This window comes from Streptomyces sp. NPDC043812, from assembly GCF_056436245.1.
Window position 1 is genome coordinate 482579 of record NZ_JBWKCY010000001.1, and the last position, 23412, is coordinate 505990.

Annotated in this window: 21 protein-coding genes and 1 pseudogene; 17 read left to right on the forward strand and 5 right to left on the reverse strand. The window is 72.0% G+C overall.

Going from position 1 to position 23412, the window contains the following annotated elements:
* The first annotated feature begins 18 nt into the window (after positions 1-18).
* From AC067Z_RS02215 to AC067Z_RS02245, 7 genes and pseudogenes are all read left to right on the forward strand, one after another.
* Entirely contained in the window at positions 19-819 is an 801-nt protein-coding gene (locus tag AC067Z_RS02215) for a tyrosine-protein phosphatase (RefSeq protein WP_478787493.1), read from the forward strand.
* 46 nt (positions 820-865) lie between these two features.
* Positions 866-2829: pseudogene (locus AC067Z_RS02220) on the forward strand (hypothetical protein).
* 77 nt (positions 2830-2906) lie between these two features.
* Positions 2907-3791 (forward strand): metal-dependent hydrolase, encoded by an 885-nt coding sequence (locus tag AC067Z_RS02225; protein WP_478787494.1) that lies wholly within the window; start codon positions 2907-2909, stop codon positions 3789-3791.
* A 1-nt stretch (position 3792) separates the two neighbouring features.
* The gene (locus AC067Z_RS02230; protein WP_478787495.1) at positions 3793-4860 is read left to right on the forward strand and encodes a PDR/VanB family oxidoreductase; all 1068 of its coding nucleotides are present in this window, start codon (positions 3793-3795) and stop codon (positions 4858-4860) included.
* Between the two features lie 80 nt (positions 4861-4940).
* On the forward strand, positions 4941-5663 hold the full coding sequence (locus AC067Z_RS02235; RefSeq protein WP_478787496.1) for a TetR/AcrR family transcriptional regulator: 723 nt from the start codon (positions 4941-4943) through the stop codon (positions 5661-5663).
* A gap of 134 nt (positions 5664-5797) precedes the next feature.
* Positions 5798-6877: a LacI family DNA-binding transcriptional regulator gene (locus AC067Z_RS02240; RefSeq protein ID WP_478787497.1), complete on the forward strand. Its 1080-nt coding sequence runs from the start codon at positions 5798-5800 to the stop codon at positions 6875-6877.
* Positions 6878-6969: 92 nt separating this feature from the next.
* On the forward strand, positions 6970-7881 hold the full coding sequence (locus tag AC067Z_RS02245; protein WP_478787498.1) for a phosphatase PAP2 family protein: 912 nt from the start codon (positions 6970-6972) through the stop codon (positions 7879-7881).
* A 43-nt stretch (positions 7882-7924) separates the two neighbouring features.
* Here AC067Z_RS02245 and AC067Z_RS02250 read toward each other — a convergent pair whose 3' ends face one another.
* Positions 7925-10912: a bifunctional [glutamine synthetase] adenylyltransferase/[glutamine synthetase]-adenylyl-L-tyrosine phosphorylase gene (locus AC067Z_RS02250; protein WP_478787499.1), complete on the reverse strand. Its 2988-nt coding sequence runs from the start codon at positions 10910-10912 to the stop codon at positions 7925-7927.
* 339 nt (positions 10913-11251) lie between these two features.
* Here AC067Z_RS02250 and AC067Z_RS02255 point away from each other — a divergent pair, with 339 nt between their 5' ends.
* The 3 genes from AC067Z_RS02255 (at position 11252) to AC067Z_RS02265 (ending at position 14472) form a co-directional block, all read left to right on the forward strand.
* Positions 11252-13366, forward strand: a complete 2115-nt coding sequence (locus AC067Z_RS02255; RefSeq protein ID WP_478787500.1) for a DUF8189 domain-containing protein — start codon at positions 11252-11254, stop codon at positions 13364-13366.
* 76 nt (positions 13367-13442) lie between these two features.
* Positions 13443-14000, forward strand: coding sequence for a pyridoxamine 5'-phosphate oxidase family protein (locus AC067Z_RS02260; protein ID WP_478787501.1), 558 nt, complete (start codon positions 13443-13445; stop codon positions 13998-14000).
* A gap of 37 nt (positions 14001-14037) precedes the next feature.
* Positions 14038-14472 (forward strand): VOC family protein, encoded by a 435-nt coding sequence (locus tag AC067Z_RS02265; RefSeq protein WP_478787502.1) that lies wholly within the window; start codon positions 14038-14040, stop codon positions 14470-14472.
* Positions 14473-14591: 119 nt separating this feature from the next.
* Here the strand turns inward: AC067Z_RS02265 and AC067Z_RS02270 are convergent, their stop codons facing one another.
* Positions 14592-14915 carry a MerR family transcriptional regulator gene (locus tag AC067Z_RS02270; protein ID WP_478787503.1) on the reverse strand — a complete coding sequence of 108 codons (324 nt, stop codon included), beginning with the start codon at positions 14913-14915 and terminating at the stop codon, positions 14592-14594.
* 55 nt (positions 14916-14970) lie between these two features.
* On the opposite strand from AC067Z_RS02270, the gene AC067Z_RS02275 reads away from it, so the two are divergent.
* On the forward strand, positions 14971-15774 hold the full coding sequence (locus tag AC067Z_RS02275; RefSeq protein WP_478787504.1) for an alpha/beta fold hydrolase: 804 nt from the start codon (positions 14971-14973) through the stop codon (positions 15772-15774).
* Between the two features lie 204 nt (positions 15775-15978).
* Here AC067Z_RS02275 and AC067Z_RS02280 read toward each other — a convergent pair whose 3' ends face one another.
* Entirely contained in the window at positions 15979-16164 is a 186-nt protein-coding gene (locus AC067Z_RS02280; protein WP_478787505.1) for an antitoxin, read from the reverse strand.
* A gap of 161 nt (positions 16165-16325) precedes the next feature.
* On the opposite strand from AC067Z_RS02280, the gene AC067Z_RS02285 reads away from it, so the two are divergent.
* Positions 16326-16730 (forward strand): VOC family protein, encoded by a 405-nt coding sequence (locus AC067Z_RS02285; RefSeq protein WP_478787506.1) that lies wholly within the window; start codon positions 16326-16328, stop codon positions 16728-16730.
* Positions 16731-16948: 218 nt separating this feature from the next.
* On the opposite strand, the gene AC067Z_RS02290 is transcribed toward AC067Z_RS02285, so the two are convergent.
* Together AC067Z_RS02290 and AC067Z_RS02295 are read right to left on the reverse strand one after the other, a co-directional pair.
* Positions 16949-17422, reverse strand: a complete 474-nt coding sequence (locus tag AC067Z_RS02290; RefSeq protein WP_478787507.1) for a carboxymuconolactone decarboxylase family protein — start codon at positions 17420-17422, stop codon at positions 16949-16951.
* Between the two features lie 251 nt (positions 17423-17673).
* Positions 17674-19035: a glutamine synthetase family protein gene (locus AC067Z_RS02295; protein ID WP_478787508.1), complete on the reverse strand. Its 1362-nt coding sequence runs from the start codon at positions 19033-19035 to the stop codon at positions 17674-17676.
* A gap of 234 nt (positions 19036-19269) precedes the next feature.
* Between AC067Z_RS02295 and AC067Z_RS02300 the strand changes: the two genes are divergently transcribed.
* The 5 genes from AC067Z_RS02300 (at position 19270) to AC067Z_RS02320 (ending at position 23408) form a co-directional block, all read left to right on the forward strand.
* Positions 19270-19635, forward strand: a complete 366-nt coding sequence (locus AC067Z_RS02300) for an ArsR/SmtB family transcription factor (RefSeq protein WP_478787509.1) — start codon at positions 19270-19272, stop codon at positions 19633-19635.
* Positions 19632-19886 (forward strand): hypothetical protein, encoded by a 255-nt coding sequence (locus AC067Z_RS02305; protein ID WP_478787510.1) that lies wholly within the window; start codon positions 19632-19634, stop codon positions 19884-19886. The genes AC067Z_RS02300 and AC067Z_RS02305 overlap by 4 nt, the downstream gene beginning before the upstream one ends.
* 159 nt (positions 19887-20045) lie before the next feature.
* Complete coding sequence (locus tag AC067Z_RS02310; protein ID WP_478787511.1) at positions 20046-22163, forward strand: MMPL family transporter; 2118 nt, start codon at positions 20046-20048, stop codon at positions 22161-22163.
* A gap of 134 nt (positions 22164-22297) precedes the next feature.
* A complete protein-coding gene (locus AC067Z_RS02315; protein ID WP_478787512.1) occupies positions 22298-22696 on the forward strand; it encodes a hypothetical protein in 399 nt (132 codons plus the stop codon).
* Between the two features lie 64 nt (positions 22697-22760).
* Positions 22761-23408, forward strand: a complete 648-nt coding sequence (locus AC067Z_RS02320) for a DUF3105 domain-containing protein (protein ID WP_478787513.1) — start codon at positions 22761-22763, stop codon at positions 23406-23408.
* Positions 23409-23412 lie beyond the last annotated feature (4 nt).

Here is a 23412-nt window from a genome sequence, read left to right on the forward strand (position 1 = left end):
GTCAGGGAGCCGCCCGCCATGAACGCGATCCCCGCCACCACGGTGGCGAACCTCCGCGACCTCGGCGGCACGCCCCTGGCCGGCGGACGCACGGTCCGCAGTGGCGTGCTGCTGCGCTCCGGGCAGCTGGACCGGCTCGATGCCAGGGCCGATCCGGCGGTCGCCGCCCTCGGTATCCGTACCGTGGTCGACTTCCGCACCCGGTCCGAGCGCGAGGCGCGCCCGGACCGGGTCCCGTCGGGCGGGCGGCTGCTGTTCGCCGATGTGCTGGCGGACCAGGTCGCATCGGGCCGGATGCCGGCGGCGGCCCGGCTGCGTCAGTTGCTTGCCGATCCGGCCGTCGCCGAGCAGGAGTTCGGGGACGGCCGGGGGCAGGAGCTGTTCGAGGGGATCTACCGCGCGTTCGTCACCACCGACTCGGCGCGCGCGTCCTACGGGGCGTTCCTCAACGAGCTCGCCGAACCGGACGTCACACCCCTGCTGTTCCACTGCACTGCCGGAAAGGACCGCACCGGCTGGGCGGCGGCGATCGTGCTCACGCTGCTGGGGGCGGCTCCTCAGGCAGTGGAGGCGGAGTACCTGTCCGTCAACGCGGCGGTGCGCGAGGCGTTCGCGCCGATGGTCGAGGGGTTCACGCTCCAGGGCGGCCGCCCCGAGACGGCGCTGGCGATCATCGGCGTGGCACCGGACTATCTGGCGGCCGCGCTGGACGAGGTGGACAGGCGCTACGGCTCGATGGAGACGTACGTGCGCGAGGGCCTGGGCGTGCCGGCGGCGTCGCTGCAGCGCATCCGGGACCGTCTCGTCGTGGAGCCGTGAGGGCGCGACGACCACCGCTTGGTGACCATAGGACGATTCGCTCGTTCTGCTGAACGTGCGCCCACAGGAAGCCGTCACCGCCCAGGAACCCTCCGCCGACCCCCGCCCCTCCGGACCGGCGGGGGTCGGGGTCGAGCAGGCGGAAGCCGCGCTCGTCGAGCACTACCCGCGCCTCGCACGGATCGCGTACCTGGTGCTGCCGCCCACGCTCGGCCGCAACCGGCGGGTGCTGACCGCCCATGCGATCGCGCAGCGTTCGCTGCCACGCGGCCGCGCGTCCGCCACGGACCCGGCCGTGGCCGCCGTGCCGCGGGCACGCGACGAGACTGCTGCCGGTCCCGGCTACGCCTATGTACGGGGCCGGGTGCTGCGCCAGGCGCTGGACGCCGGGCTGCCGTTGCGGCGGCTCGCGTTGCCGCGGCGCGCCCAGTTCCCGCCGCTGCTGCCGCACTGCGGGTCTTCCCGCGCTCCGGCGGGGCGGACGAACTGTCCCTGGACCAGCGCCTGTCCGCCCTCTCGGGGCCCGCACGTGCGGCGTGCGTGCTGCGCGGCCTGGAGGGGCTGGACGACGCGCAGGTGCGCGAGGTGCTGGCCGCCGCCGGGATCGCGGAGCCGGGTGCGGCGCTGACGGAGGCGGACACGGTGCCCGGCACGAGGGAGTCCGCCGCGCTGCTGGGCTCGCCCGAGTTCGACCCCTGTTCGCTGCAGGTGCGCCCGCCGGATCTGATGCGCCGCCGTCAGCATGCGAAGGCGGCGGTGGTGGGCCTCGCCGCGCTCGCGGTGTGCGGGGCGCTGCTGGGGGTGCCGGGTGGGGGCGCGGACGGGCCGGCGGCGGCGTTGAACGCCCGTAATCCCGCGGCCGAGGCGGCCCTCGACCCGGGCCTGCTGACCCGGGTGGCCCCTGCGGCCTGGCTGCAGTCGACGCGCCGGGACTTCTCGGTGTGGCCTGCGCGCGGGCCGCTCGTGGCCGACCGCGCTCTGCTCGGCCGCGCGCTGGCGGTGTGGGCGCGGCCCGGCGCGACCGTACGCGTCTCGGCGACGCCCGGCACCCCCTCCGGGCCGCCGATGGGCCCGCCGCAGCTGCTGTTCGCGGGTGAGGTGGACCTGGCGCGGGTGGTGCTGCTGCACGACGGGCTGCGGGTGGTGCGATACGCGGAGCCGCGCGAGGGCTCGGGGGCGGCGCTGGACTTCGCCCGGACCGACGGCGCGGATGCGGTGTCGTCTGCGGCGCTCGTCGCGGGTCGTTCGGGGGGCGATGTCCGTTATCTGACCGCTCCGTGGGTGCGCGGGGTGTCCGTGCGCGATCTGCTCACCCCGGCGGCGCGTCCCCGCGCGCTGGGCCGGGACGCGAACGGGCTGACGGCTGCGCTGCCGAGTCCGGCGCTCGCGCGCGAGTGCCGCGCGTGGCAGACGCTGCAGGTCGACGACGGGGCCGGCGTGCGGTTGCTGTCGGACCTCGGCGAACTGGCCCCGGCACGGCTCACGTTCGGCCCTCCCGCCGCGCCGCAGGACGCCACGGGTACGGCGGCGCGCGCGGCCTGGGCCCGTACGGCCTGTTCGCTGCCGGGAATGCGGGCGCACGGCGTGCGGGGCGTCAATGCGTGGGAGTACGCACGGCAGAAGCTCCCGGAAGCCAACGGCACCGCCGCATGGCTGTGCACCCGCGCGGAGACATGGCGGGGCACGGGCGGTCGGGCGATGGCCCAGTTCCAGGCCCCCGCGCCGCCGGACAGGCCGAGCACGCCCGGTGCGGTCGTGGCGCGTGCGGAGGGTTCGCCGTCGTGCGGTGTGCGCGAGCCGCGGGTGCTGGCTGGCGTGCTGTGGAAGTCGCAGGCGGGGCAGTGGTACGTACTGGCCGCAGGCAGCCGTCAGTTCACCGCGCTCACCGTGTCGGGCGGGGTGTCGGGCACCGGTGCGGGCCATGTGCTGGCCGTACGGGCGAAGGCGGGTGCGCGGGCGCAGCTGAACGGCACTCTGGCGGACGGGACTCGGGTGGGCGCCCTGCGCTGAACCCGTGGGGCGGATCCGGGTGAAGAACCCGCCGCAGCCCCCTGTTGCGTACATGTACCCCTCAGTACATTGACGGCATGTCTAATACGCAGCCTCGCCCGGTGGCGGCCGAGCGCACACCGCTCAAGGCGCGCAAGGTCGCCTTCGAGTGGGCGGGCACGCCCCTGCACTGGGTCCCCGGAGAGCCGTTCGCCTCCCACACGATCAACGTGCTCCATCTGCTGCTCCCGGCGGGAGAGCGCTGGTTCGTGCACGTCTACAAGCAGGTCCTGCCGTACATCCAGGACGACCGGCTGCGCGAGGACGTCATCGGCTTCATCGGCCAGGAGGCCATGCACTCCCAGGCCCACGACGAGGTGCTGCCGCATCTGTCGGACCTCGGCCTCGACCCGACGCCCTACACCGCGCAGGTGGACTGGCTGTTCGAGAAGCTGCTCGGCGACCGCACGCTCCCGCCGGGCCCGGCCCGCCGGTGGTGGCTGATGGAGCGGGTCGCGATGATCGCGGCGATCGAGCACTACACGGCGTTCCTCGGCGACTGGATTCTGAACGCCGACGAACTCGACCGGCGCGGCGCCGACCCGGTGATGCTGGATCTGCTGCGCTGGCACGGCGCGGAGGAGGTCGAGCACCGCTCGGTCGCCTTCGAGCTCTTCATGCACGTGGACGGCGGCTACCGGCGCCGCGCCCGCACGTGGGCGATCGCCTTCTCGGCACTGGTGTTCCTGTGGCAGCGCGGCGCCCGGTTCTTCATGGAGAACGACCCGACGCTGCTCGACGGGAAGGCCAGCTTCGGCCGGTTCCACCGGGCGGGCAAGGCAGGTGTGCTGCCCCGCACCGACGCGATGCTGCGCTCCATCCCGCGCTACCTCAGCCGCTCCTACCATCCGTCGCAGGAAGGCAGTACGGCCCAGGCCGTGGCCTATCTGGCGTCGTCCCCCGGCGCCAACGGGGGCCACTGACATGCCCCGTATGCGTTCCGTCGTCCTTGTCGCCGGTGCGGCGCTGTTCGCCAAGCGGGCCGTGCGCCGGAGGATCCGGCAGGCGCCGCTGTGGCCGCTGCCCGCCCTGGAGACCCCGGTCTCGGGCCGCCCCCGCAGCCGGACGAACTCCTTCTGTGCCCTGATCACCGAACGGAGCCGCCCGGCCGAGGGCGTGGTGCAACTGCGCCTGGAGGCCGCCGGACTGCCTGCATGGGAGCCCGGCGCGCACATCGACGTGGTGCTCCCCTCGGGACTGGTCCGCCAGTACTCGCTGTGCGGCAGCCCGTCGGAGGCCGGGGCATACACGATTGCCACGAGGCTGATCGAGGACGGCCGGGGCGGCTCCCGGGAAGTCCACGAACAACTCCACGAGGGCGCGGAGGTGGAGATCCGCGGCCCGCGCAACCGGTTCCCCCTGGCCGGGACCGACACCCGGGTCTTCGTCGCCGGCGGCATCGGCATCACACCGATCCTGCCGATGCTGCGCGCCCTTGCGGCCGAGGGCGCCGACTGGCGGCTGCTGTACGGCGGCCGTACGCGGGCGTCGATGCCGTACGTCGACGAGCTGGAGAAGCTGGGCGCCGAGGACGGCAGGGTGACCGTCGTGCCCGAGGACGAGGCGGGCCTGCCGGATCTGGCCGCCTTCCTGGCCGGCGTCCCGGCGGGCACGGCGGTCCACTGCTGCGGCCCGGACCCGCTCATGGACGCGGTCGCCGAACTGCTCCCCGAGAACTGCACGCTGCACCTGGAACGCTTTGCGCCGGGCGCCGCGCCCTCGGCACCCGGCGGCCCCTTCGAGGTCGAACTGCGCCGCAGCGGCCGGGTCGTCCCGGTCGCGGCCGGACAGTCGGTGCTGGCCGCGGTGCGCGGCGAGGTTCCGAACGTGTCGTACTCCTGCGAGCAGGGATTCTGCGGCACCTGCCAACAGCGCGTACTGGAAGGCGACATCGATCACCGCGACGATCTGCTCACCGACGCGGAGCGGCACGACTCGATGCTGATCTGCGTCTCGCGCTGCCACGGCCGGCGGCTGGTGCTGGACCTGTGAGCCGGGGCACGGGGCGAGCCGCCGGGCGTCCGCGGCCGCCCCCGGGGCCCCGTATCGCGGCCGGTCGGTAGGGTGTTCGCATGACGACCGGGGTGCGGCGCCGGATGGGCGTCGAGGAGCGCAGGCAGCAGCTGATCGGTGTGGCGCTGGAGCTGTTCAGCCACCGCTCCCCCGACGATGTCTCGATCGACGAGATCGCGGCGGCCGCGGGCATCTCACGGCCGCTCGTCTACCACTACTTCCCCGGCAAGCAGAGTCTGTACGAAGCGGCGCTGCGCCGGGCCGCCGACGAACTGGCCGGTCGGTTCGACGAGCCGCGTGAGGGCCCGCTCGGGGCGCGGCTGCTGCGGGTGATGGGCCGGTTCTTCGACTTCGTCGACGAACACGGCCCCGGCTTCTCGGCGTTGATGCGCGGCGGCCCCGCGGTCGGCTCGTCCACCACGAACGCGATGATCGACGAGGTCCGGCAGGCGGCGTACGAGCAGATCCTGTCGCATCTGGGGATCGATACGCCCCCGGCACGGCTCGAACTGGTCGTACGCTCCTGGGTCTCGCTCGCCGAGTCCACGGCACTGCTGTGGCTGGACGGCCGCAGCATCCCGCGCGCCGAGCTGGAGTTGCAGCTGGTGCACGACTTCGCCGCGCTGTCCGCGGTGAGCGCGGCGTACGACGCGGAGATGGCGGAGATCGTGGTGCGCATGCTCGCGGACGAGCCGGCCGAGGGGCCGTTCGGCGATCTCGTCGGTCGCCTGCTCCAGTTGGCGCCCGCGGTGGCGAAGGTGCCGGCGCAGCGCCTGCGGTAGGCGGACCGGACCTTCGCACGCACCTCGACGGGCTCAACGAGCGGACACTGCACGGCACTTCACCCGGCTCGGAGCGCCGGCTGCCGCCGTGGCGCGGTGTCCAGCCGCCGGTGCGACCGGTACAGTCCAATCCTGTGACCGCACCCGCACGCCTGGCCGACATCGCATCCCAGGCGGGGGTCAGCGAAGCGACGGTGAGCCGGGTTCTCAACGGAAAACCAGGCGTCTCCGCGACCACCCGCCAGTCCGTGCTCGCCGCCCTCGACGTGCTCGGCTACGAGCGTCCCGTGCGGCTGCGCAGGCGCAGCGCCGGACTGGTCGGCCTCATCACGCCCGAGCTGGAGAACCCGATCTTCCCCGCGCTCGCGCAGGTCATCGGGCAGGCGCTGACCCGCCAGGGCTACACCCCAGTCCTCGCCACCCAGACCCCGGGCGGCTCCACCGAGGACGAACTCACCGAAATGCTGGTGGAACGGGGCGTTTCCGGCATCATCTTCGTCTCCGGTCTGCACGCCGACACCACCGCCGACATGGACCGCTACGAGCGCCTGCGCGCACAGGGCGTGCCCTTCGTCCTCGTCGACGGGTTCTCGGCGGACGTCCGCGCGCCGTTCATCTCGCCCGACGACCGCGGCGCGATGCAGCTGGCGGTCACACATCTGGTGTCCCTCGGTCACACCCGGCTCGGACTCGCGGTCGGACCACGCCGTTTCGTCCCCGTACTGCGGAAGATCGAGGGTTTCGTCCGCGCCGTGCGGGACCAGCTCGGCCTCGATCCGCACACGGTCGAGCGCGAGCTGATACAGCACTCCCTCTACACCCTGGAGGGCGGCCAGGCCGCCGCCTCCGCGCTGATGGACCGCGGCTGCACGGCGGTTGTGTGCGCCAGCGACATGATGGCGCTGGGGGCGGTACGTGCGGCCCGGCAACGCGGCCTCGAAGTACCCGACGACATTTCCGTCGTGGGGTTCGACGACTCCCCGCTGATCGCCTTCACCGACCCCCCGCTCACCACGGTGCGCAAGCCGGTGCCGGCGATGGGCCAGGCGACCGTGCGGGCGCTGCTGGAGGAGATCGGCGACGCGTTTTCCGGCGACGGACCCGGTGACCGCAGGGCACCGGTGCACGGCGAGTTCGTCTTCATGCCGGAGCTGGTCGTACGCGGTTCAACAGCGTCCGGGCCCGCCTCCGGGACACCTCTGCGACGTCCCTGAGACAGTCCTCGTCCGCAAGGTGTAGCGCGTGCGTCGGGAACCCGTCCGAGGGATGATCGGTGTGCGCCGTGTATCTGGCAGACTCTCGTCCCATGGGTGAAGCGACCGTGAAGACTCTGGACAGCCGGACGGCGACCCCGTCACCCATAGTGGAGGACGAGGCCGCGACCGGGGCCTCGCATGTACGCGAGGCCCCGACCGCGAAGACCACCTGGTCCCCGCGGTCGCCCCGCCGCCCGCGGATCTGGTTCGAAATCCTGTTGATTGCGGTCAGTTACTGGACGTACTCGCTCATCCGCAACGCGGTGCCGGAGCAGAAGACCCAGGCCCTGCACAACGCGGACTGGATCTGGGAGGCCGAGAGGGCTCTCGGCATAGCAGTGGAGCAGTCGGTCAACCACGCCGTGAACTCGGTGACATGGCTGATCGTGTCCATGAATTACTACTACGCGACACTCCACTTCGTGGTGACCATCGGTGTGCTCGTCTGGCTCTACCGAGGGCATCCGGGCCGTTACGCAGCCGCACGCCTCGTCCTTTTCGCCACCACCGGTGTCGCTCTGGTCGGTTACTACCTGTATCCGCTCGCCCCGCCCCGGCTGATGAACGGCCAGAAGTTCATCGACACCGTTCTCGTCCACCACACCTGGGGTTCGATGGCCTCGGGCAACCTCAAGAACATGTCGAACCAGTACGCGGCCATGCCCTCGATGCACATCGGGTGGTCCCTGTGGTGCGGCGTGATCATCTGCGCTCTGGCGACGGCGCCGTGGGCGAAGATCCTGGGCGTGCTGTACCCGACGCTGACGCTGGTCGTCATCGTGGCGACGGCGAACCACTTCTGGCTGGATGCGGTGGGCGGGATGATCTGCCTGGCGTTCGGCTTCGCGGTGTCGTACGCGTGGTATCGGGCGCTGCCGCAGCAGCTCCCCCGGAGGGTGCCGGTCACCGCTGCCGGGTCCCCGTCCCGCCTCCGCCGCGCGCTGTCGTCGCGCGGCGTCTGACGCCATTCGACGGACGGGTGGGGGCTCGCCGCCCGCCCGAGGGCTACGCCCCGTAGAAGCGCTCCTCCACCACCGCCCGTGCACGACGCGTCACCCGGCGGTAGTCGTCCAGCATGGCTCCCACATGTCCCGGCCCGTACCCCAGGTACCGGCCCACCGCCGCCAGTTCCCGGGCGTCCGACGGGAACGTGTCTCCCGCGCGGCCCCGGACCAGCATCACGCCGTTGCGGACCCGCGTCGCCAGCACCCATGCCTCGTCCAGCGTCGCGGCTTCCTCCGTCGAGATCAGGCCCGCCGCGTGCGCCGCGGCCAGGGCCTCGCGGGTGCGGGTGGTGCGCAGGCCGGGCTCCGCCCAGCCGTGGCACATCTGCAGCAGCTGGACCGTCCACTCGACGTCGCTCAGCCCGCCGCGGCCCAGCTTGGCGTGCAGCGTCGGGTCGGCGCCCCGGGGCAGCCGTTCGGACTCCATGCGTGCCTTGAGCCTGCGGATCTCGCGCACCGCGTCCTCGCCCAGGCCCTCGGCGGGGTAGCGCAGCGGGTCGACGAGTTCGACGAACCTGTCGGCCAGCTCGGCGTCACCCGCCATGGGCCGGGCCCGCAGCAGCGCCTGGCTCTCCCAGACCAGTGACCAGCGGCGGTAGTAGGCCCCGTAGGAGGCGAGCGTGCGCACCATCGGCCCGCTCTTGCCCTCGGGCCGCAGGTCCGCGTCGATGAGCAGCGGCGGGTCGGCGGTGGGCAGCTGCAGCAGCCTGCGCATCTCGGTGACGACGGTGTTCGCGGCGCGTGCCGCCTCCTGTTCGTCCACGCCCTCGCGCGGCTCGTGAACGAACAGGACGTCGGCGTCGGAGCCGTAGCCCAGCTCGCCGCCGCCGAAGCGGCCCATGCCGATGACGGCGAACCGGGTGGGCAGCTCGTCGCCCCACCCCTGCCGTACGGCCGCCCGCAGCGCGCCCGCGATCGTCGCCGCGGTCAAGTCGGTGACGGCGGTGCCGACGCGGTCGACGAGGGCACCGGGATCGGCCTCGGCGGGGCTGTCCTCGGTGCCGTACGAGCCGATCAGGTCGGCCGCCGCGGTACGGAACAGCTCCCGCCGCCGCACCCCGCGGGCCGCGGCGACCGCGCCCTCGGCGGTGTCGGCGCGGCCGACGGCGGCCAGCACCTCCTGTTCCAGGGCGTCGCGACCGCGCGGCTTCAGTCCTTCGGGGTCGCCGAGGAGGGCGACGGCCTCGGGTGCGCGCAGCAGCAGATCGGGGGCGAGGCGGCCGGCGGACAGCACCCGCGCCAGGTTCTCGGCCGCGGCACCCTCGTCGCGGAGCAGCCGCAGGTACCAGGGCGTCTTGCCGAGCGCGTCGGAGACCTTGCGGAAGCCGAGGAGGCCCGCGTCGGGGTCGGCGGAGTCGGCGAACCAGCCGAGCAGGACGGGCAGCAGCGTGCGCTGGATCGCGGCCTTGCGGCTCACGCCGGACGACAGGGCCTCCAGGTGCCGCAGGGCGGCGGCGGGGTCGGCGTATCCGAGCGCTTCGAGGCGCTGGCCTGCCGCCTTGGGGCTGAGCCGGGTCTCGCCGGGCGTGAGCTGGGCGACGGCGTCGAGGAGTGGTCGGTAGAACAGCTTCTCGTGCAGCCGGCGCACCACGGCGGCGTGCCGCTTCCACTCCTTGGTGAGGGACACGACGGGGTCGGTGCGCAGTCCGAGCGAGCGCCCGAGGCGGCGCAGATCGGCCTCCTGCTCGGGCACGAGATGCGTGCGGCGCAGCTTGTGGAGCTGGATGCGGTGCTCCATCGCACGCAGGAAGCGGTACGCGTCGTCGAGCTGGGCGGCGTCGGCGCGGCCCACATAGCCGCCGGCCGCCAGCGCCTGGAGGGCGTCCAGGGTCTTGCCGCTGTGCAGGGTGGCGTCGCTGCGGCCGTGCACGAGCTGGAGCAGCTGGACGGCGAACTCGACATCGCGCAGCCCGCCGGGTCCGAGCTTGAGCTCCCGTTCGATCTCGGCGACGGGGATGTTGTCGACGACGCGCCGACGCATCTTCTGCACGTCGGCGACGAAGTTCTCGCGTTCCGCGGCCTGCCACACCAGGGGGGCCACGGCCTCGATGTAGTCCTCGCCGAGCGACAGGTCCCCGGCGACGGGCCGCGCCTTGAGCAGCGCCTGGAACTCCCAGGTCTTGGCCCAGCGCTGGTAGTAGGCGAGATGGCTGGAGAGGGTGCGGACGAGCGGCCCGTTGCGGCCCTCGGGGCGCAGATTGGCGTCGACCGGCCAGATGGTGCCTTCGACGTTGGTCTCGGAGCAGATCCGCATCAGATGGGAGGCGAGCCGGGTCGCGGCCTGGACCGCCTTGCTCTCGTCGGTGCCGTTCGTCGGCTCGCCGACGAAGATGACGTCGACGTCGGAGACGTAGTTCAGCTCGTGGCCGCCGCACTTGCCCATGGCAATGACGGCGAGGCGGCACGCGGAGGCGTCGTCGGGCGCGGCCGCGCGGGCGATGGCCAGCGCCGCGCGCAGGGTGGCGGTGGCGAGGTCGGCGAGTTCGGCGGCGGCCTGTGCGACGTCGGTGGTGCCGCACACGTCACGGGCCGCGATGGCGAGCAGACAGCGGCGGTAGGCGACGCGCAGGGACACGGAGTCGTTCGCCTCGGCGAGGCCGCGTTCGAACTCGGCGACGCCGGGATGCAGATCGGCGGACTCGTAGGTGAAGAGCGCCTGCCAGTCGTGCGGGTGGCGGGCGAGGTGGTCGCCGAGCGCCTCGGAGGCGCCGAGGACGCCGAGCAGCCGGTCGCGCAGGGGTTTTGCGGCGACGAGGGTGTCGAGGAAGTGGCGGCGTTCGTCGTCCTCGTGGGCCTCGGCGACGCGTACGAGGGAACGCAGCGCCAGATCGGGGTCTGCGGTGGCGCCGAGCGCGTCGAGGAGGACGGGGTCGCCGCGGACGGGGGACATGTCGGGGAGGTCGAGGAGCCGCTCGGCGGCGGAGGGGTCGGTGAAGCCGTGCCGCAGGAGTCGGGTGAACGTGCTGCTTCTGCGCCCCGGCGCCGTCATCCCGGTCTCCCGTCCTCGCCCTGTCCCGTCCGGTCCGATCGCCGCACGGTGCCGTCCGTGCCGTCCGTGCCTCACGCGGCACGCGGGGCCGCCCGCCCCCGGGTCACCTCGCGGGATTCGAGCCTAGCCCGAAGGGGCCGGGACCGGCCCGGCGGACCGCGCAGTGCCGGGCGGGCGTCACAGGAGTGACGTACGTGGCTCGTGAGATACGCCATGTTCTTCACTTCCCGGCCCCGATGAGCCGCATGCTGGGAAGTTCCGTCTTCATGACCGACCGGTGCGGCCCCGCCGCTCCGGTCAGCACCTCGACCGACCAGAACAGCGAAAGCACCACCGCACATGCGCACGTCCGGGTCCCGCCCCCGCTTCGCCCTGCTGTCCCGCCGGGGGCCGGTGGCGATCCTGTCCCTCGCCCCTCTCGCCGCGATCGGCTGGTTCCTCGGAACCGGCCTGGCCTCCTCGGACACGAACGACGGAGCACCGGCGCCGGCCCGGCGCACGGCGGCCTCACCGGACAGGTCCCCCTCGGCGGCCCCGCCGCCCGCCGCTTCCGTGGTGCAGATCGTCGCGCACCCGGACGACGACCTGTTCTTCATGAACCCCGACACCCGCCAGTCCGTCGCCTCGGGCCGCCGGCTGACCTCCGTCTACCTCACGGCGGGCGAGTCCGACGGGGTCAACGCCGCCCGCACCGGCCCGCTGTCCCTCCCCGTCGCGCCCGCCGCCGACAAGGCGGGCTACGCGGAGGCCCGGCAGAACGGGATACGCGCCGCCTACGCCGAGATGGCCACCGGCGACCGCACCAGCCCCTGGCGGCGCACCGCGATACCCACGGCCGGCGGCGGGACGGCCGAGCTGGACGTGCTGACCGCCCGTCCGGAGATCTCGCTGGTGTGGATGCAGTTGCGCGAGGCGGGCTCCGTCGGCGGTGACCGGCCCGTCAGCCTGCGCGGCCTGTGGGACGGCCGCATCGCCGCGCTGCCGTCGCAGCCGGCCTCCGGCTCCCCCGCGCAGCGGCCGTACACGTACGGCAAGCAGCAGGTGGTCGACACCGTTGCGGGGCTGCTGAAGCGGTTCGCCCCCACGCACATACGGATGCAGGACCCGACGCCCGGCCTGCTGGCGGGCACCACCCGTTACACCGATCACCAGGACCATGTCTTCGGGGCGCGTTTCGCGCAGGCCGCGCTCCTGCAGTACGCGGCCGTGCCCGACCACCCCGCGTTCAGCGTGCAGAACTACCTCGGCTACTTCACCAGCGGTCTGCCGCGCACCCTCGACCCCGCGACCGCGGCGGCGAAGCTGCGCACCATCCACACGTACGCGTGGATGGACGACGAGAACTACTGCGGCGACGTGGTGGGCTGCGGCGACCGCAAGGTGGCCTCCCGCCCCGGCGGCCACGGCTGGACGCAGTCCATCCGCTACACCCGTGGGGAGTCCACGTCGTGGGTACAGCCGGGCGGTGATGGCGGGCTGTACGCGTTCTCGGTGCTCGACACCCGGCTCGCGGTCTGGCATCAGCGGCCCGGGGGGCCCTGGAGCGGCCCCTCGCTGCTGCCCGGCACCGGTCTCGACAGCGGTGTGACGTCCGTGCGGCTCCCCGACGGGCGGATCGCCGTGTTCGCGACGCGTACGACGCTGGGCGCGGGGCCGGCCGACTACCGGCGGGACGTGGTGACCGCGGTGCAGCGCACCCCCGACGGCGCGTTCGGCCCGTGGCAGTCCCTCGGAACACCGGAGCCAGGCGACACCTCGGCCCTGTCCGACATCAGCGCGCCGGCGGCGACGGTCGACCTGGCGGGCCGGATCACGGTCTACCTGCGCAACGGCCACTACTCGCTCAGCTCCATCGCCCAGCACGACGACGGCTCCTGGACCCGCTGGCGCGAGCGCGGCGGCGGCGATCTGCACGGCGATCCGGCGGTGACCTCCGACGCGGGCGGCCGCCAGCAGGTGTTCGTCGCCACCCCCCGGTCCGTGTGGACCTGGACCCAGGCGGCGCCCGGCAGACCTCTGACCGGCCCGACGGCGACCGGTCTGCCGCCGACGACCCTCACGCTGAGCACCGCCGCGGACGGGGACGGCGTACGGCTCTGGTTCCGCAAGCCCTCGTCGGGCGCTGTGCGCACGGCTCGCTTCTCGGGACCGCTGGCGTCCCCCGTGACCGAACTCGGCGGCCCCGCCGGCTTCGGGCCGGTCAGCGCGTCGGGCCCGGACAACCTGCTGCTGGCGATCCGCTCCGGCACCGGTGTACCGAGCGTGTCGCTGCCCGCGGCGGGCGGCACGGGCTCGGCGGGCAGGTCCGCGGGCGCCACCGGGTGGCAGTCGGGCGGCCCGCTGTTCGTGGGCTCTCCGGCGGGTACGGACTCGGGCCTGGGCGCGATCGGCCAGGACGGCCGGCTGTACTGGGCCCGACCGGGCGCACCGGACACCTGGGAGCCGGTGAACTGAGCACGGCCGATGAGTAACGGCGACGGCCACGGTCTACACATTCGCTGACCGTCACGCGCATGTGAGAGGACCCGTCATGCCCTCGACCCCGCAGTCCGAGCCCGTCGAGCCCGTGGAACCCCAGGCGTCAGAGCCCGAGGTCGAACTGGACGCCCGCTTCAGCGACCCGAAGGCGTCGGCCACCCCCTGGCCCGAGGCCGTCGCACTGTTGCGCGACGCGGAGGTCTTCTGGCTGACGACCGTGCGGCCGGGAGGCCGCCCGCACGTCACCCCGCTGATCGCCGTCTGGCACGACGAGGCACTGCACTTCTGCACCGGTCCGGAGGAGCGGAAGGCGAAGAATCTCCGCCGCAACCGGGAGGTCGTCCTCACCACGGGCGGCAATTCCCTGAGCGAGGGATCGGACGTGGTCGTCGAGGGAGAGGCCGTCCGCGTCACCGACGAGAACACGCTGCGCACCCTGGCCGGACTCTGGGTCGAGAAATACGGTGAGGTCTGGCGGTTCGACGTCCGCGACGGCGTGTTCGTGGGCGACGGGGGCGACGCGCTGGTGTTCCGTGTGAAGCCGCGGACCGCTTTCGGATTCGCGAAGGGCGACCCGTTCGGCCAGACCCGCTGGCTCTTCACGCACTGACCCCCGGGGCCGCGTGGCCCGGGCGAAAGGATTCCCTGTGGACATGACCCTCGAAGTCGTCACGATCCCGGTCACGGACGTCGACCGCGCGAAGACCTTCTACGAGGAGGCGGTGGGCTTCAAGGTCGACCTCGACCAGGAGGTCGCCCCCGGCATGCGCATCGTCCAGCTGACGCCGCCCGGCTCGCGCTGTTCCGCCGTCCTGATGAGCGGCATGCCCAACCACCCCGAACAGCCCGCGATGGCCGCCGGTTCGCTGCACGCGCTGCAGCTCTGCGTCACGGACATCGCCAAGGCCCACTCGGAGTTGATGTCTCGCGGGGTCCCGGTGACGGCGATCCAGCACGTGGGCGCGACGGGCTGGGAGGACGGCCCGGGAGACGACGAGTGGAACTCGTTCATGTTCTTCAAGGACCCGGACGGCAACAGCTGGTGCGTGCAGGAGGCGCCGGCGCCGCTGTCGGAGCGCTGACATCGGTTCCGTGTACGCCGTGTCCGGCCGGGCCGGACACGGCGTACACGGAATCCCGGAACCTTCCCGGCCGCGCACCCAGGGCGTGTTTGGGCGATCTTCTCGGGCCGGGACAGGACCTAGGCGTACGCCAGCAGACCGGAACGCTGCCGGTTGAGCCGCTCGATCTGGGAGTCGAGGCGCGCGAGTTGGTCGTTGACGACCCGGCGCGCCTCGTCGCAGGTCATGTCGTCCCGCATGCACGGCAGCAGCTCGCGTACCTTCCGGACGTTCAGCCCGAGGGCCAGCAACTCCTGGATGTGGTGCACCGTGACCACGGTGCCGGGCTCGAACTGGCGGTAGCCGTTGCTGTCCCGCCGGGCACCGATGAGCCCGTGCTCCTCGTAGTGCCGCAAGGACCGCGGGCTCGCACCCGTCGCCTCCGCCAACTCGCCGATACGCATCGTTCGCCCCCCGGGCTTGACCTTCACACTGATGTCAGGCTGCAACCTGGCCCGCATGACAGGCATTCCCCTTCATTCCGCTGCCCCTTACCTCCTCGACACGCACGTGACCGGCGCCGGGCCCGGCATCCTCCTGGCGCACGGCGCGGGCGGCGGCATCACGCCGAACTTCGGCCCGGTCCTCCCGGGCCTCGCCGCCTCCCACACCGTCGTCGGCCCCGACTACCCGGGCTCGGGCGCGACTCCGCGCGCGGAGATGCCGCTCACCCTCGACGACCTGGCCGATTCGATCGTGGCATCGGCGCTGAAGGCGGGAGTGGAGACCTTCACGGTGGTGGGGTTCTCGCTCGGCACGGCGGTGGCGGTCCGCACGGCGACGCGCCACCCGGACCGGGTCCGCGGCCTCGTCCTGACGGCGGGCCTCGCCCGTCCGGACAACCACGTTCGGACGGCGATGGCCCTCTGGCGCGACCACTTGCGGCACGGCAACCCTCACGCGTTCGCCCGTTTCGTGGCCCTGACGGCCTTCGGCGGGCCCTTCCTCGACGCGCTGTCCCCGTCGGTCCTCGACGCCACGATCTCCGCCACGGCCGCCTCGGTCCCCCTGGGCACGGCGGACCACGCGGCGCTGGTGAGCGCGGTGGACACGGTGGCGGAACTGCCTGCGCTGCGAGTCCCGTCACTGGTGATCGCCACCACCGCGGACGCCCTCATCCCCCCGTCCCACTCCCGCCAACTGGCCGACCTGATCCCGCACGCGGAGTACGCGGAGCTGGAGACGGGCCACGTGGTGATGGCGGAGCAGCCGGAGGCGTGGGGGGCGCTGATGGCGGACTTCCTGTCACGGCACGGGTTGTGAACGGGCGCGCTTCAGGCCGGTGCAGCGGGGCGACGACGGCTCGGGCTGCCGAGTCGCGGGCGGCCCGAGCCCGGACGGCCCGGCGACAGCGATACGCGCACATCACCTGAGGCACTGGGCACTCGGCCGAGCACCACGAGGCCCGGCCGCGGGACGTGCTCCCACGGGCCGGGCTTCGTGCGGTCGGTGTGCTCGCCGGCGGCGCTACTGCTGCGGCGGCTCCTCGCGACGGCCGAACTGGTCCTTCATCTTGTCCTGGGCCGTGTCGACGTGGCGCGCGTGCTTGCCCTGAGTCCTGTCGTCGACCATGTCGCCGGCCTTGTCGATGCCCTTGTCGGTCTGGTCCTCGTGACCTTTGAGCATGCTCTTGAGCTTGTCCATCATGGACATGGGGTTTTCCTCCTCGGCGCAGGGTCCCCCGTCACTCCAGGGTCACCGCAGGCGGCCGGGTTCGCATCCGCACGGGGGTAAAGAGGACAGAATCCGTCCTAATAGCTCGCTACTGTCGGAATCACACCCGGACGTTCCATCCCGAGGCAAGGAATCACGTCATGTTGCGAGGACTGTGCACCGTCAGCTTCTGGGCCGCCGACCTGGACGCCGCGAAGGCCTGGTACGGCGAACTGTTCGGATGCGAGCCGTACTTCACGCGCCCCGGCTACATCGAGTTCCGGATCGGGGACCAGCAGGACGAGCTCGGCATCATCGACGCCGCCTACGCCCCGGCGGGGGCGCGGGAAGTCCAGCCCGGGGGCGCCGTCGTGCACTGGGCCGTGGACGATCTGGCGGGCGGCTACCACCGGCTCCTCGCCCACGGCGCGAAGGAGTACCAGCCGCCGACGGCCCACGGCGACGCGGGCTTCGCCACGGCCTCGGTCGTGGACCCTTTCGGCAACGTCCTCGGGATCATGTCGAACCCGCACTACATGGACATGCTGGGCCGCACTGCCCGGTAGACCGGCGGCCCGGCACGACGGCCGCAGCCGACAAGGGTGCACTGCGCCGTCGACGCCTGAGCGAGGAATGGCAGTTGAACGGCGCCGTCCGGGCCGACTCGCTGGATCGGTCGGGCCACCGGGCGGACCACAGCAACGCCCCGGGGCCCGCTAGGCCCTGTCCGGGGCGGGTGATGCTGCGGCCGCGGGGGCACCGGCAGCCCCGGCCAGGGTCGGGGTTATGCGAACTGGCCGGGCCGGTAGTCGCCGGCCGGCTGCTGGATGATGACGTTCGCCCGGTTGAAGGCGTTGATCAGGGCGATCCCGCACACCAGGGCCGCCAGCTGCTCCTCGTCGTAGTGCTTGGCGGCGTTCTCCCAGGCCTCGTCCGTGACCCCGCCGGCCGCATCCGCGATGCGGGTGCCCTGCTCCGCCAGCTCCAGCGCGGCCCGCTCGGCCTCGGTGAAGACCGTGGCCTCCCGCCACGCCGCGACCAGGCTGAGACGAACCGAGGTCTCACCGGCAGCGGCGGCGTCCTTGCTGTGCATGTCGGTGCAGAAGCCGCACCCGTTGATCTGACTGGCGCGGAGCTTCACCAGCTCCTGCGTCGCGGCCGGCAGCGTCGAGTCCTCGAGCAGCTTGCCTGCCGCGATGATGTGCTTGAAAACCTTGCCTACGGTCGGGCTGCCGAAGGCGTCCAAGCGGGCACTCATGGTGATCTCCTCTGCCGTTGTCGGTGCTTGCACACGTACGACGGCACAGCTCGCCAGGATGTGACATGAGCGCCTGTGGCCTGTGTCTCCCCTCCCGCACGAAGCACCCCACGAGGACCCGCACTTGCCCGTCGGCGAGCGCGAGGGACGGCCCACGGACGGCCGAGGAGGAGTGAGACGCAGTCCGGGCCGGCGGTCGGTGACCGTCGGCCCGGAGTGGCGGTAACGCGCGAAAGCGCCCTGACCTGCGGTTACAGCACCGGCAGCGACTTGCGCAGCTCGAAGGCCGTGACCTCGGAGCGGTACTCCTCCCACTCCTGCTTCTTGTTGCGCAGGAAGAAGTCGAAGACGTGCTCGCCCAACGTCTCCGCCACCAGTTCGCTGCGCTCCATCAGGTCGATCGCCTCGCCCAGGTTCTGCGGGAGCGGGGCGATACCCATGGCGCGGCGTTCGGCGTCGGACAGGGCCCAGACGTCGTCGTCGGCGCCGGCCGGGAGTTCGTAGCCCTCCTCGATGCCCTTGAGGCCCGCCGCGAGCAGGAGCGCGTAGGACAGGTAGGGGTTGCAGCCCGCGTCCAGGGAGCGGACCTCGATACGGGCCGAGCCCGTCTTGCCCGGCTTGTACATCGGGACGCGGATCAGGGCCGAGCGGTTGTTGTGGCCCCAGCAGATGTACGAGGGGGCCTCGCCGCCCGCGCCGGCGCTACGGGCCGAGCCGCCCCAGATGCGCTTGTAGGAGTTCACCCACTGGTTGGTGACGGCCGAGATCTCCGCGGCGTGCTTGAGCAGGCCCGCGATGAACGAGCGGCCGACCTTGGAGAGCTGGTACTCGGCGCCCGACTCGTAGAAGGCGTTCCGGTCGCCCTCGAAGAGGGAGAGGTGGGTGTGCATGCCGGAGCCGGGGAACTCCGAGAACGGCTTCGGCATGAACGTGGCCTGCACGCCCTGCTCCAGTGCCACCTGCTTCATGACCAGGCGGAACGTCATGATGTTGTCGGCCGTGGAGAGCGCGTCCGCGTACCGGAGGTCGATCTCCTGCTGGCCGGGGGCACCCTCGTGGTGACTGAACTCCACCGAGATGCCCATGGATTCGAGCATGGTGATGGCCTGGCGGCGGAAGTCCATGCCCACGTTCTGCGGGGTGTGGTCGAAGTAGCCGGAGCTGTCCGCGGGGGTCGGGCGGGTGCCGTCGACCGGCTTGTCCTTCAGCAGGAAGAACTCGATCTCGGGGTGGGTGTAGAAGGTGAAGCCCAGGTCGGAGGTCTTGGCGAGGATCCGCTTGAGCACGAAGCGCGGGTCCGCGAAGGACGGCGAGCCGTCCGGCATCAGGATGTCGCAGAACATCCTGGCCGTGCCCGGCGCCTCGGCCCGCCAGGGCAGGATCTGGAAGGTGCCGGGGTCCGGCTTGGCGATCATGTCGGACTCGTAGACGCGGGCGAAGCCCTCGATGGCGGAGCCGTCGAAGCCGATGCCCTCGTCGAATGCCTGCTCGAGCTCGGCGGGCGCGACCGCGACCGACTTCAGGAAGCCGAGCACATCGGTGAACCACAGGCGCACGAAGCGGATGTCGCGCTCCTCGAGCGTGCGGAGCACGAATTCCTGCTGCTTGTCCATATCCACCCATCCTTGCCGGTCCCACCACGTGCCGCCTGCCCTGCTGCCCCCGAGCATGCCATCCATGGGTTTCGGGCGCGTTGCGGACCGCGGCTGAGCCCATTGTGGGTCAGGGCACACCCCGAGACGACCCTGAGGGGTCCCTCACTCCTCCCGGACATGTGTCAGATTTCTTTGACACATGTCTTCCGCGGGTGTCAGCCTGAACCGACACATACGAGCGAAGGGGGCGCGATGGGCGAGAACCCGGGCCCGGCACCGGGACCGGAGCTCACGGGCGACGCGCTGCTGAAGGTCCTCACCGCTCTGGGCAATCCCCACCGGATGCGGATCGTCGCGGCACTGCTCGACGGCCGCGACTACGTCAGCCGGCTCGCGCGCGAGCTGGCCATCGGGCGGCCCCTGCTGCACATGCATCTGCAGCGGCTGGAGGCGGCCGGCCTGGTCCGCGGCGAACTGGAGCTGTCCGACGGCGGCAAGGCGATGAAGTACTTCGAGCTGACGCCCTTCTGCTTCGCGCTGACGCCCGAAACAGTGGCGGCGGCGGCGCGGACGCTGACCGAGGAGGAGAAGGACACGATGAAGGAGACAGCGAAATGAACGGGGACGTGGTCGGAGCGGTCGGAGCGGCCGGGGTCTTCCTGCTGTGCATCGTCATCGTCTGGCAGATCGCGGCGACCTGGCGGGCCCGCGCGGTTGCCGCCCGCGACGAGCAGTACCGCCGACTCGCCGACAAGTACGCGCAGTTGCTGGAGGACAGCACCGAACTGCACCGCCGCACCCTCGACGAGCTGACGCAGACCCGCACCTCGCTCGCATCGATGGAGAAGATGATGCGCGAGATCGAGTAGCACCGCACGAAGCACGGTACGGCCAGGAGCTGCAACTCCCGGCCGTACCCATGGAGAACACATCCCAGGCACATCACCCCACTCCGCGGCAGGTCTGCAAACCCTCACGCCGCGGTGCGGGACCCGTGCGCCCCGAACTCCACACACAGGAGACTACTCATGAAAGCGCTGCTCAAGCGCCTGGCCTCAGCGCCCGGTGGCCGTCGCACCAAGTGGCTGGTCCTCGTCGGCTGGATCGTCCTCGCCGTCGCCCTCGGGCCGCTCGCCGGGAAGCTCGGCGAGGTCGAGAACACCGGACCGAACGCGTTCCTGCCGCGCGGTGCCGAGTCGGCTCAGGTCAACACGGAGCTGGAGAAGTTCCGTACCGACGAGGTGATGCCCCTCGTCGCCGTCTACAGCAGCAGCGACGGTGGCGCGGCAGTCGGCGCCGCCGCCCGCGCGAAGGCGGAGGCGGACCGGCGCGCGTTCGCCGAGCATGCCGCGAAGGGACAGCAGATGTCCCCCGTGCTGCCCTCCGACGACGGCAGGGCGCTGATGGTGGTCGTCCCGCTGTCCGACGACCTGGGCAACCGCGTCGAGGAGATCCGTGACATCGCCGGCGCCAACGCCCCGCCCGGCCTCGACGTCGCCGTCGGCGGACCGGCCGGTTCGCTGATGGACCAGGTCGCCGTCTTCGACACCCTCGACTCGACCCTCATGATCGCCACCGGCCTGGTGGTGGCCTTCCTGCTGCTGATCACCTACCGCAGCCCGGTCCTGTGGCTGTTCCCGCTGCTCGCCGTCGGTTTTGCCGCGGTCCTCACCCAGGTCAGCACCTATCTGCTGGCCGAGTACGCCGGGCTGCCGGTGGACCCGCAGAGCGCGGGCATCCTGATGGTCCTGGTCTTCGGTGTGGGCACCGACTACGCCCTCCTGCTCATCGCCCGCTACCGCGAGGAGCTGCACCGGCACGAGGACCGGCACACGGCGATGAAACTCGCCCTGCAGCGCTCCGGTCCGGCGATCCTCGCCTCCGCCGGCACGATCGCGGTCGGTCTCGCGTGCCTGTCGCTCGCCGACATCAACTCCTCCCGTTCCCTCGGCCTCGTCGGCGCCATCGGCGTGGTCTGCGGATTCCTGGCAATGGTCACCGTGCTGCCCGCCCTGCTGGTGATCGCGGGCCGCTGGGTGTTCTGGCCGTTCGTGCCGCGCTTCGGCACCGCCGTGCGCAAGCCGGTCACCGCCTGGTCCCGGATCGGGAGCGCCGTCGCTCGCCGCCCGCGCTGGTCGTGGCTGATGTCCGTCGGCGTCACGGGTGTGCTGGCGCTGAGCGCCTTCGGCATCTCCATGGGCCTCACGCAGTCCGAGATGTTCCAGGACAAGCCCGAGTCGGTGGTCGCGCAGGAGCGGATCTCGGCGCACTACCCGTCGGGCGCCTCCGACCCGGCGACCGTCGTGACGAACACCGCGCGGGCCGACGATGTGAAGGCGGCTGCCGCAGGCGTCGCGGGTGTCGCCCGCGTGGAGGACGGCGAGCGTACGCGGGACGGGAAGCTGGCGACCCTGAGCGTGGTCCTCGACAACGCCCCGGACAGCGACGCCGCGAAGGACACCGTGGACGCCCTGCGCACCGCGGTGGACAGAGTCGAGGGCGCAGACGCCCTGGTGGGCGGCACGACCGCGCAGACGCTGGACACCCAGCGGGCCGCCGACCGCGATCTTCGGACCGTCATCCCGGTGGTTCTGCTCGTGGTGCTTCTGGTGCTGGTGTGGCTGCTGCGGGTGATCGTCGCCCCGGTGCTGCTCCTGGCGACGGTCGTCCTGTCCTACTTCGCGGCGCTCGGCGCCTCGAACCTGCTCTTCGAGCACGTCCTCGGTTTCGCGGGCGTGGACTGGTCGATCCCGCTGCTGGGCTTCGTGTTCCTGGTGGCCCTCGGTATCGACTACAACATCTTCCTGATGCACCGGGTGCGGGAGGAGTCGGAGCGCCTCGGCCTCGCACGCGGGGTGCTGGAGGGACTGACGACCACCGGGGGCGTGATCACCAGCGCGGGTGTCGTACTGGCTGCGACGTTCGCCGTGTTCGCCGGACTGCCGCTGGTGACCATGGCGCAGATGGGCGTGCTCGTGGGCATCGGCGTCCTGCTCGACACCTTCCTCGTCCGTACCGTGCTGGTGCCGGCGCTGGCACTGGATCTGGGGCGCTGGTTCTGGTGGCCGGGGCGGCTGTTCCGCTCCGGGACGCGGCCGGACCCGCTGGAGGCGGCCGACCAGGGCCGGGCGCCGCAGCCTGTCTGATCCGTGGCCGAAGGCCCCGCCGCTCCACGCGGCGGGGCCTTTCGCCGGTTCGCGCCGTTGTCCGCCCTCCGAGTTGTCAGGTTTCCGTCCCCGTGTGGCCCCTGCGCCCGGTGCGCCGACTACGATCTCGGCTCATGAGGGGTTCGCGGAGCGACCGCGTCTCGCGCAGCGCGCGTCCCACGGCTCTGCTGAGCTCCGTGGCGACGCTCCTCGGCGCGCTCTTCCTCTGCCTCGCACCTTCCGGCCCGGCACCCCACCACGACGCGGCGGGATCGCCGCCGCACGGTGTCGCCGCTGCCGGACAAGGTCCCGAGCCCACGGCCGCGTTCACATGTCCGTACGACCGTGGCGACTGCGGTCTCCTGCCGGTGCTGAGCCAGGCCGTGCTCACGGCCCCGCCTCTCGACGCCCCGCTCGATGCGGGCGTCGCTCTCCCGTACACCGTGTCGCCGGCCGTGTCCGGCCGGCCGCAGTGGGCCGGAGCGCTGCCCCGCGCCCCCGATCTGCACGTCCTTCAGGTGCTGCGGGCGTGACAGCCCCGCACGCCCTCCCGCGCACCGACCACAACCCCGCAGACCTCACGAAGGACGACCCACGATGGCTTCCCGCAACACCACCAACGAGCGCCGGGCCCGAATAGAGCAGATGCGCCGCGCCGAGCAGGCCCGCGAGCGCCGCAACCGCATCGTCGTGATCGGCATCAGTACCGTCGTCGTCGCCGCGCTCGTCGGCTTCGGCGCCTTCGTCCTCAACAAGAAGTCCGAGGAGAAGGACAAGGAGGCCGCGGCCGCCAAGGCGCCCATCACCGGCGAACAGACCTGGGACGCCAAGAAGCTCGGCCGCAAGCACGTCGACACCACCGTCGCGTACGACATGAAGCCCCCGGTCGGCGGCGACCACCACCAGGCGTGGATGAACTGCGACGGCAACGTCTACAAGGAGCCGGTCCCCGAGGTGAACGCCGTCCACTCGCTGGAGCACGGCGCGGTCTGGGTGACGTACACCGACAAGGCCTCCGACGCCGACGTCACGAAGCTCGCCACCAAGGTCGAGGACACGCCGTACTCGCTGATGAGCCCGTTCAAGGACCAGAAGGGCGCGATCATGCTGAGCGCCTGGGGCAAGCAGGTCACGGTCGACTCGGCCGACGACCCGCGGGTGAACCAGTTCTTCACCAAGTACGTCCAGGGCCCGCAGACGCCCGAGCCCGGTGCGGCCTGCACGAGCGGACTGAGCGGGAAGTGATGCG

Excerpts from the sequence above, each read along its gene's own strand:
- AC067Z_RS02230 (WP_478787495.1), top strand. The coding sequence starts at position 3,793 with ATGCCCCGTATGCGTTCCGTCGTCCTTGTCGCCGGTGCGGCGCTGTTC.
- AC067Z_RS02215 (WP_478787493.1), top strand. The coding sequence starts at position 19 with ATGAACGCGATCCCCGCCACCACGGTGGCGAACCTCCGCGACCTCGGC.
- AC067Z_RS02320 (WP_478787513.1), top strand. The coding sequence starts at position 22,761 with ATGGCTTCCCGCAACACCACCAACGAGCGCCGGGCCCGAATAGAGCAG.
- AC067Z_RS02225 (WP_478787494.1), top strand. The coding sequence starts at position 2,907 with ATGTCTAATACGCAGCCTCGCCCGGTGGCGGCCGAGCGCACACCGCTC.
- AC067Z_RS02250 (WP_478787499.1), bottom strand. The coding sequence starts at position 10,912 with ATGACGGCGCCGGGGCGCAGAAGCAGCACGTTCACCCGACTCCTGCGG.
- AC067Z_RS02285 (WP_478787506.1), top strand. The coding sequence starts at position 16,326 with ATGTTGCGAGGACTGTGCACCGTCAGCTTCTGGGCCGCCGACCTGGAC.
- AC067Z_RS02270 (WP_478787503.1), bottom strand. The coding sequence starts at position 14,915 with ATGCGTATCGGCGAGTTGGCGGAGGCGACGGGTGCGAGCCCGCGGTCC.
- AC067Z_RS02260 (WP_478787501.1), top strand. The coding sequence starts at position 13,443 with ATGCCCTCGACCCCGCAGTCCGAGCCCGTCGAGCCCGTGGAACCCCAG.
- AC067Z_RS02300 (WP_478787509.1), top strand. The coding sequence starts at position 19,270 with ATGGGCGAGAACCCGGGCCCGGCACCGGGACCGGAGCTCACGGGCGAC.
- AC067Z_RS02315 (WP_478787512.1), top strand. The coding sequence starts at position 22,298 with ATGAGGGGTTCGCGGAGCGACCGCGTCTCGCGCAGCGCGCGTCCCACG.
- AC067Z_RS02245 (WP_478787498.1), top strand. The coding sequence starts at position 6,970 with ATGGGTGAAGCGACCGTGAAGACTCTGGACAGCCGGACGGCGACCCCG.
- AC067Z_RS02310 (WP_478787511.1), top strand. The coding sequence starts at position 20,046 with ATGAAAGCGCTGCTCAAGCGCCTGGCCTCAGCGCCCGGTGGCCGTCGC.
- AC067Z_RS02305 (WP_478787510.1), top strand. The coding sequence starts at position 19,632 with ATGAACGGGGACGTGGTCGGAGCGGTCGGAGCGGCCGGGGTCTTCCTG.
- AC067Z_RS02280 (WP_478787505.1), bottom strand. The coding sequence starts at position 16,164 with ATGTCCATGATGGACAAGCTCAAGAGCATGCTCAAAGGTCACGAGGAC.
- AC067Z_RS02290 (WP_478787507.1), bottom strand. The coding sequence starts at position 17,422 with ATGAGTGCCCGCTTGGACGCCTTCGGCAGCCCGACCGTAGGCAAGGTT.
- AC067Z_RS02255 (WP_478787500.1), top strand. The coding sequence starts at position 11,252 with ATGCGCACGTCCGGGTCCCGCCCCCGCTTCGCCCTGCTGTCCCGCCGG.
- AC067Z_RS02235 (WP_478787496.1), top strand. The coding sequence starts at position 4,941 with ATGACGACCGGGGTGCGGCGCCGGATGGGCGTCGAGGAGCGCAGGCAG.
- AC067Z_RS02275 (WP_478787504.1), top strand. The coding sequence starts at position 14,971 with ATGACAGGCATTCCCCTTCATTCCGCTGCCCCTTACCTCCTCGACACG.
- AC067Z_RS02295 (WP_478787508.1), bottom strand. The coding sequence starts at position 19,035 with ATGGACAAGCAGCAGGAATTCGTGCTCCGCACGCTCGAGGAGCGCGAC.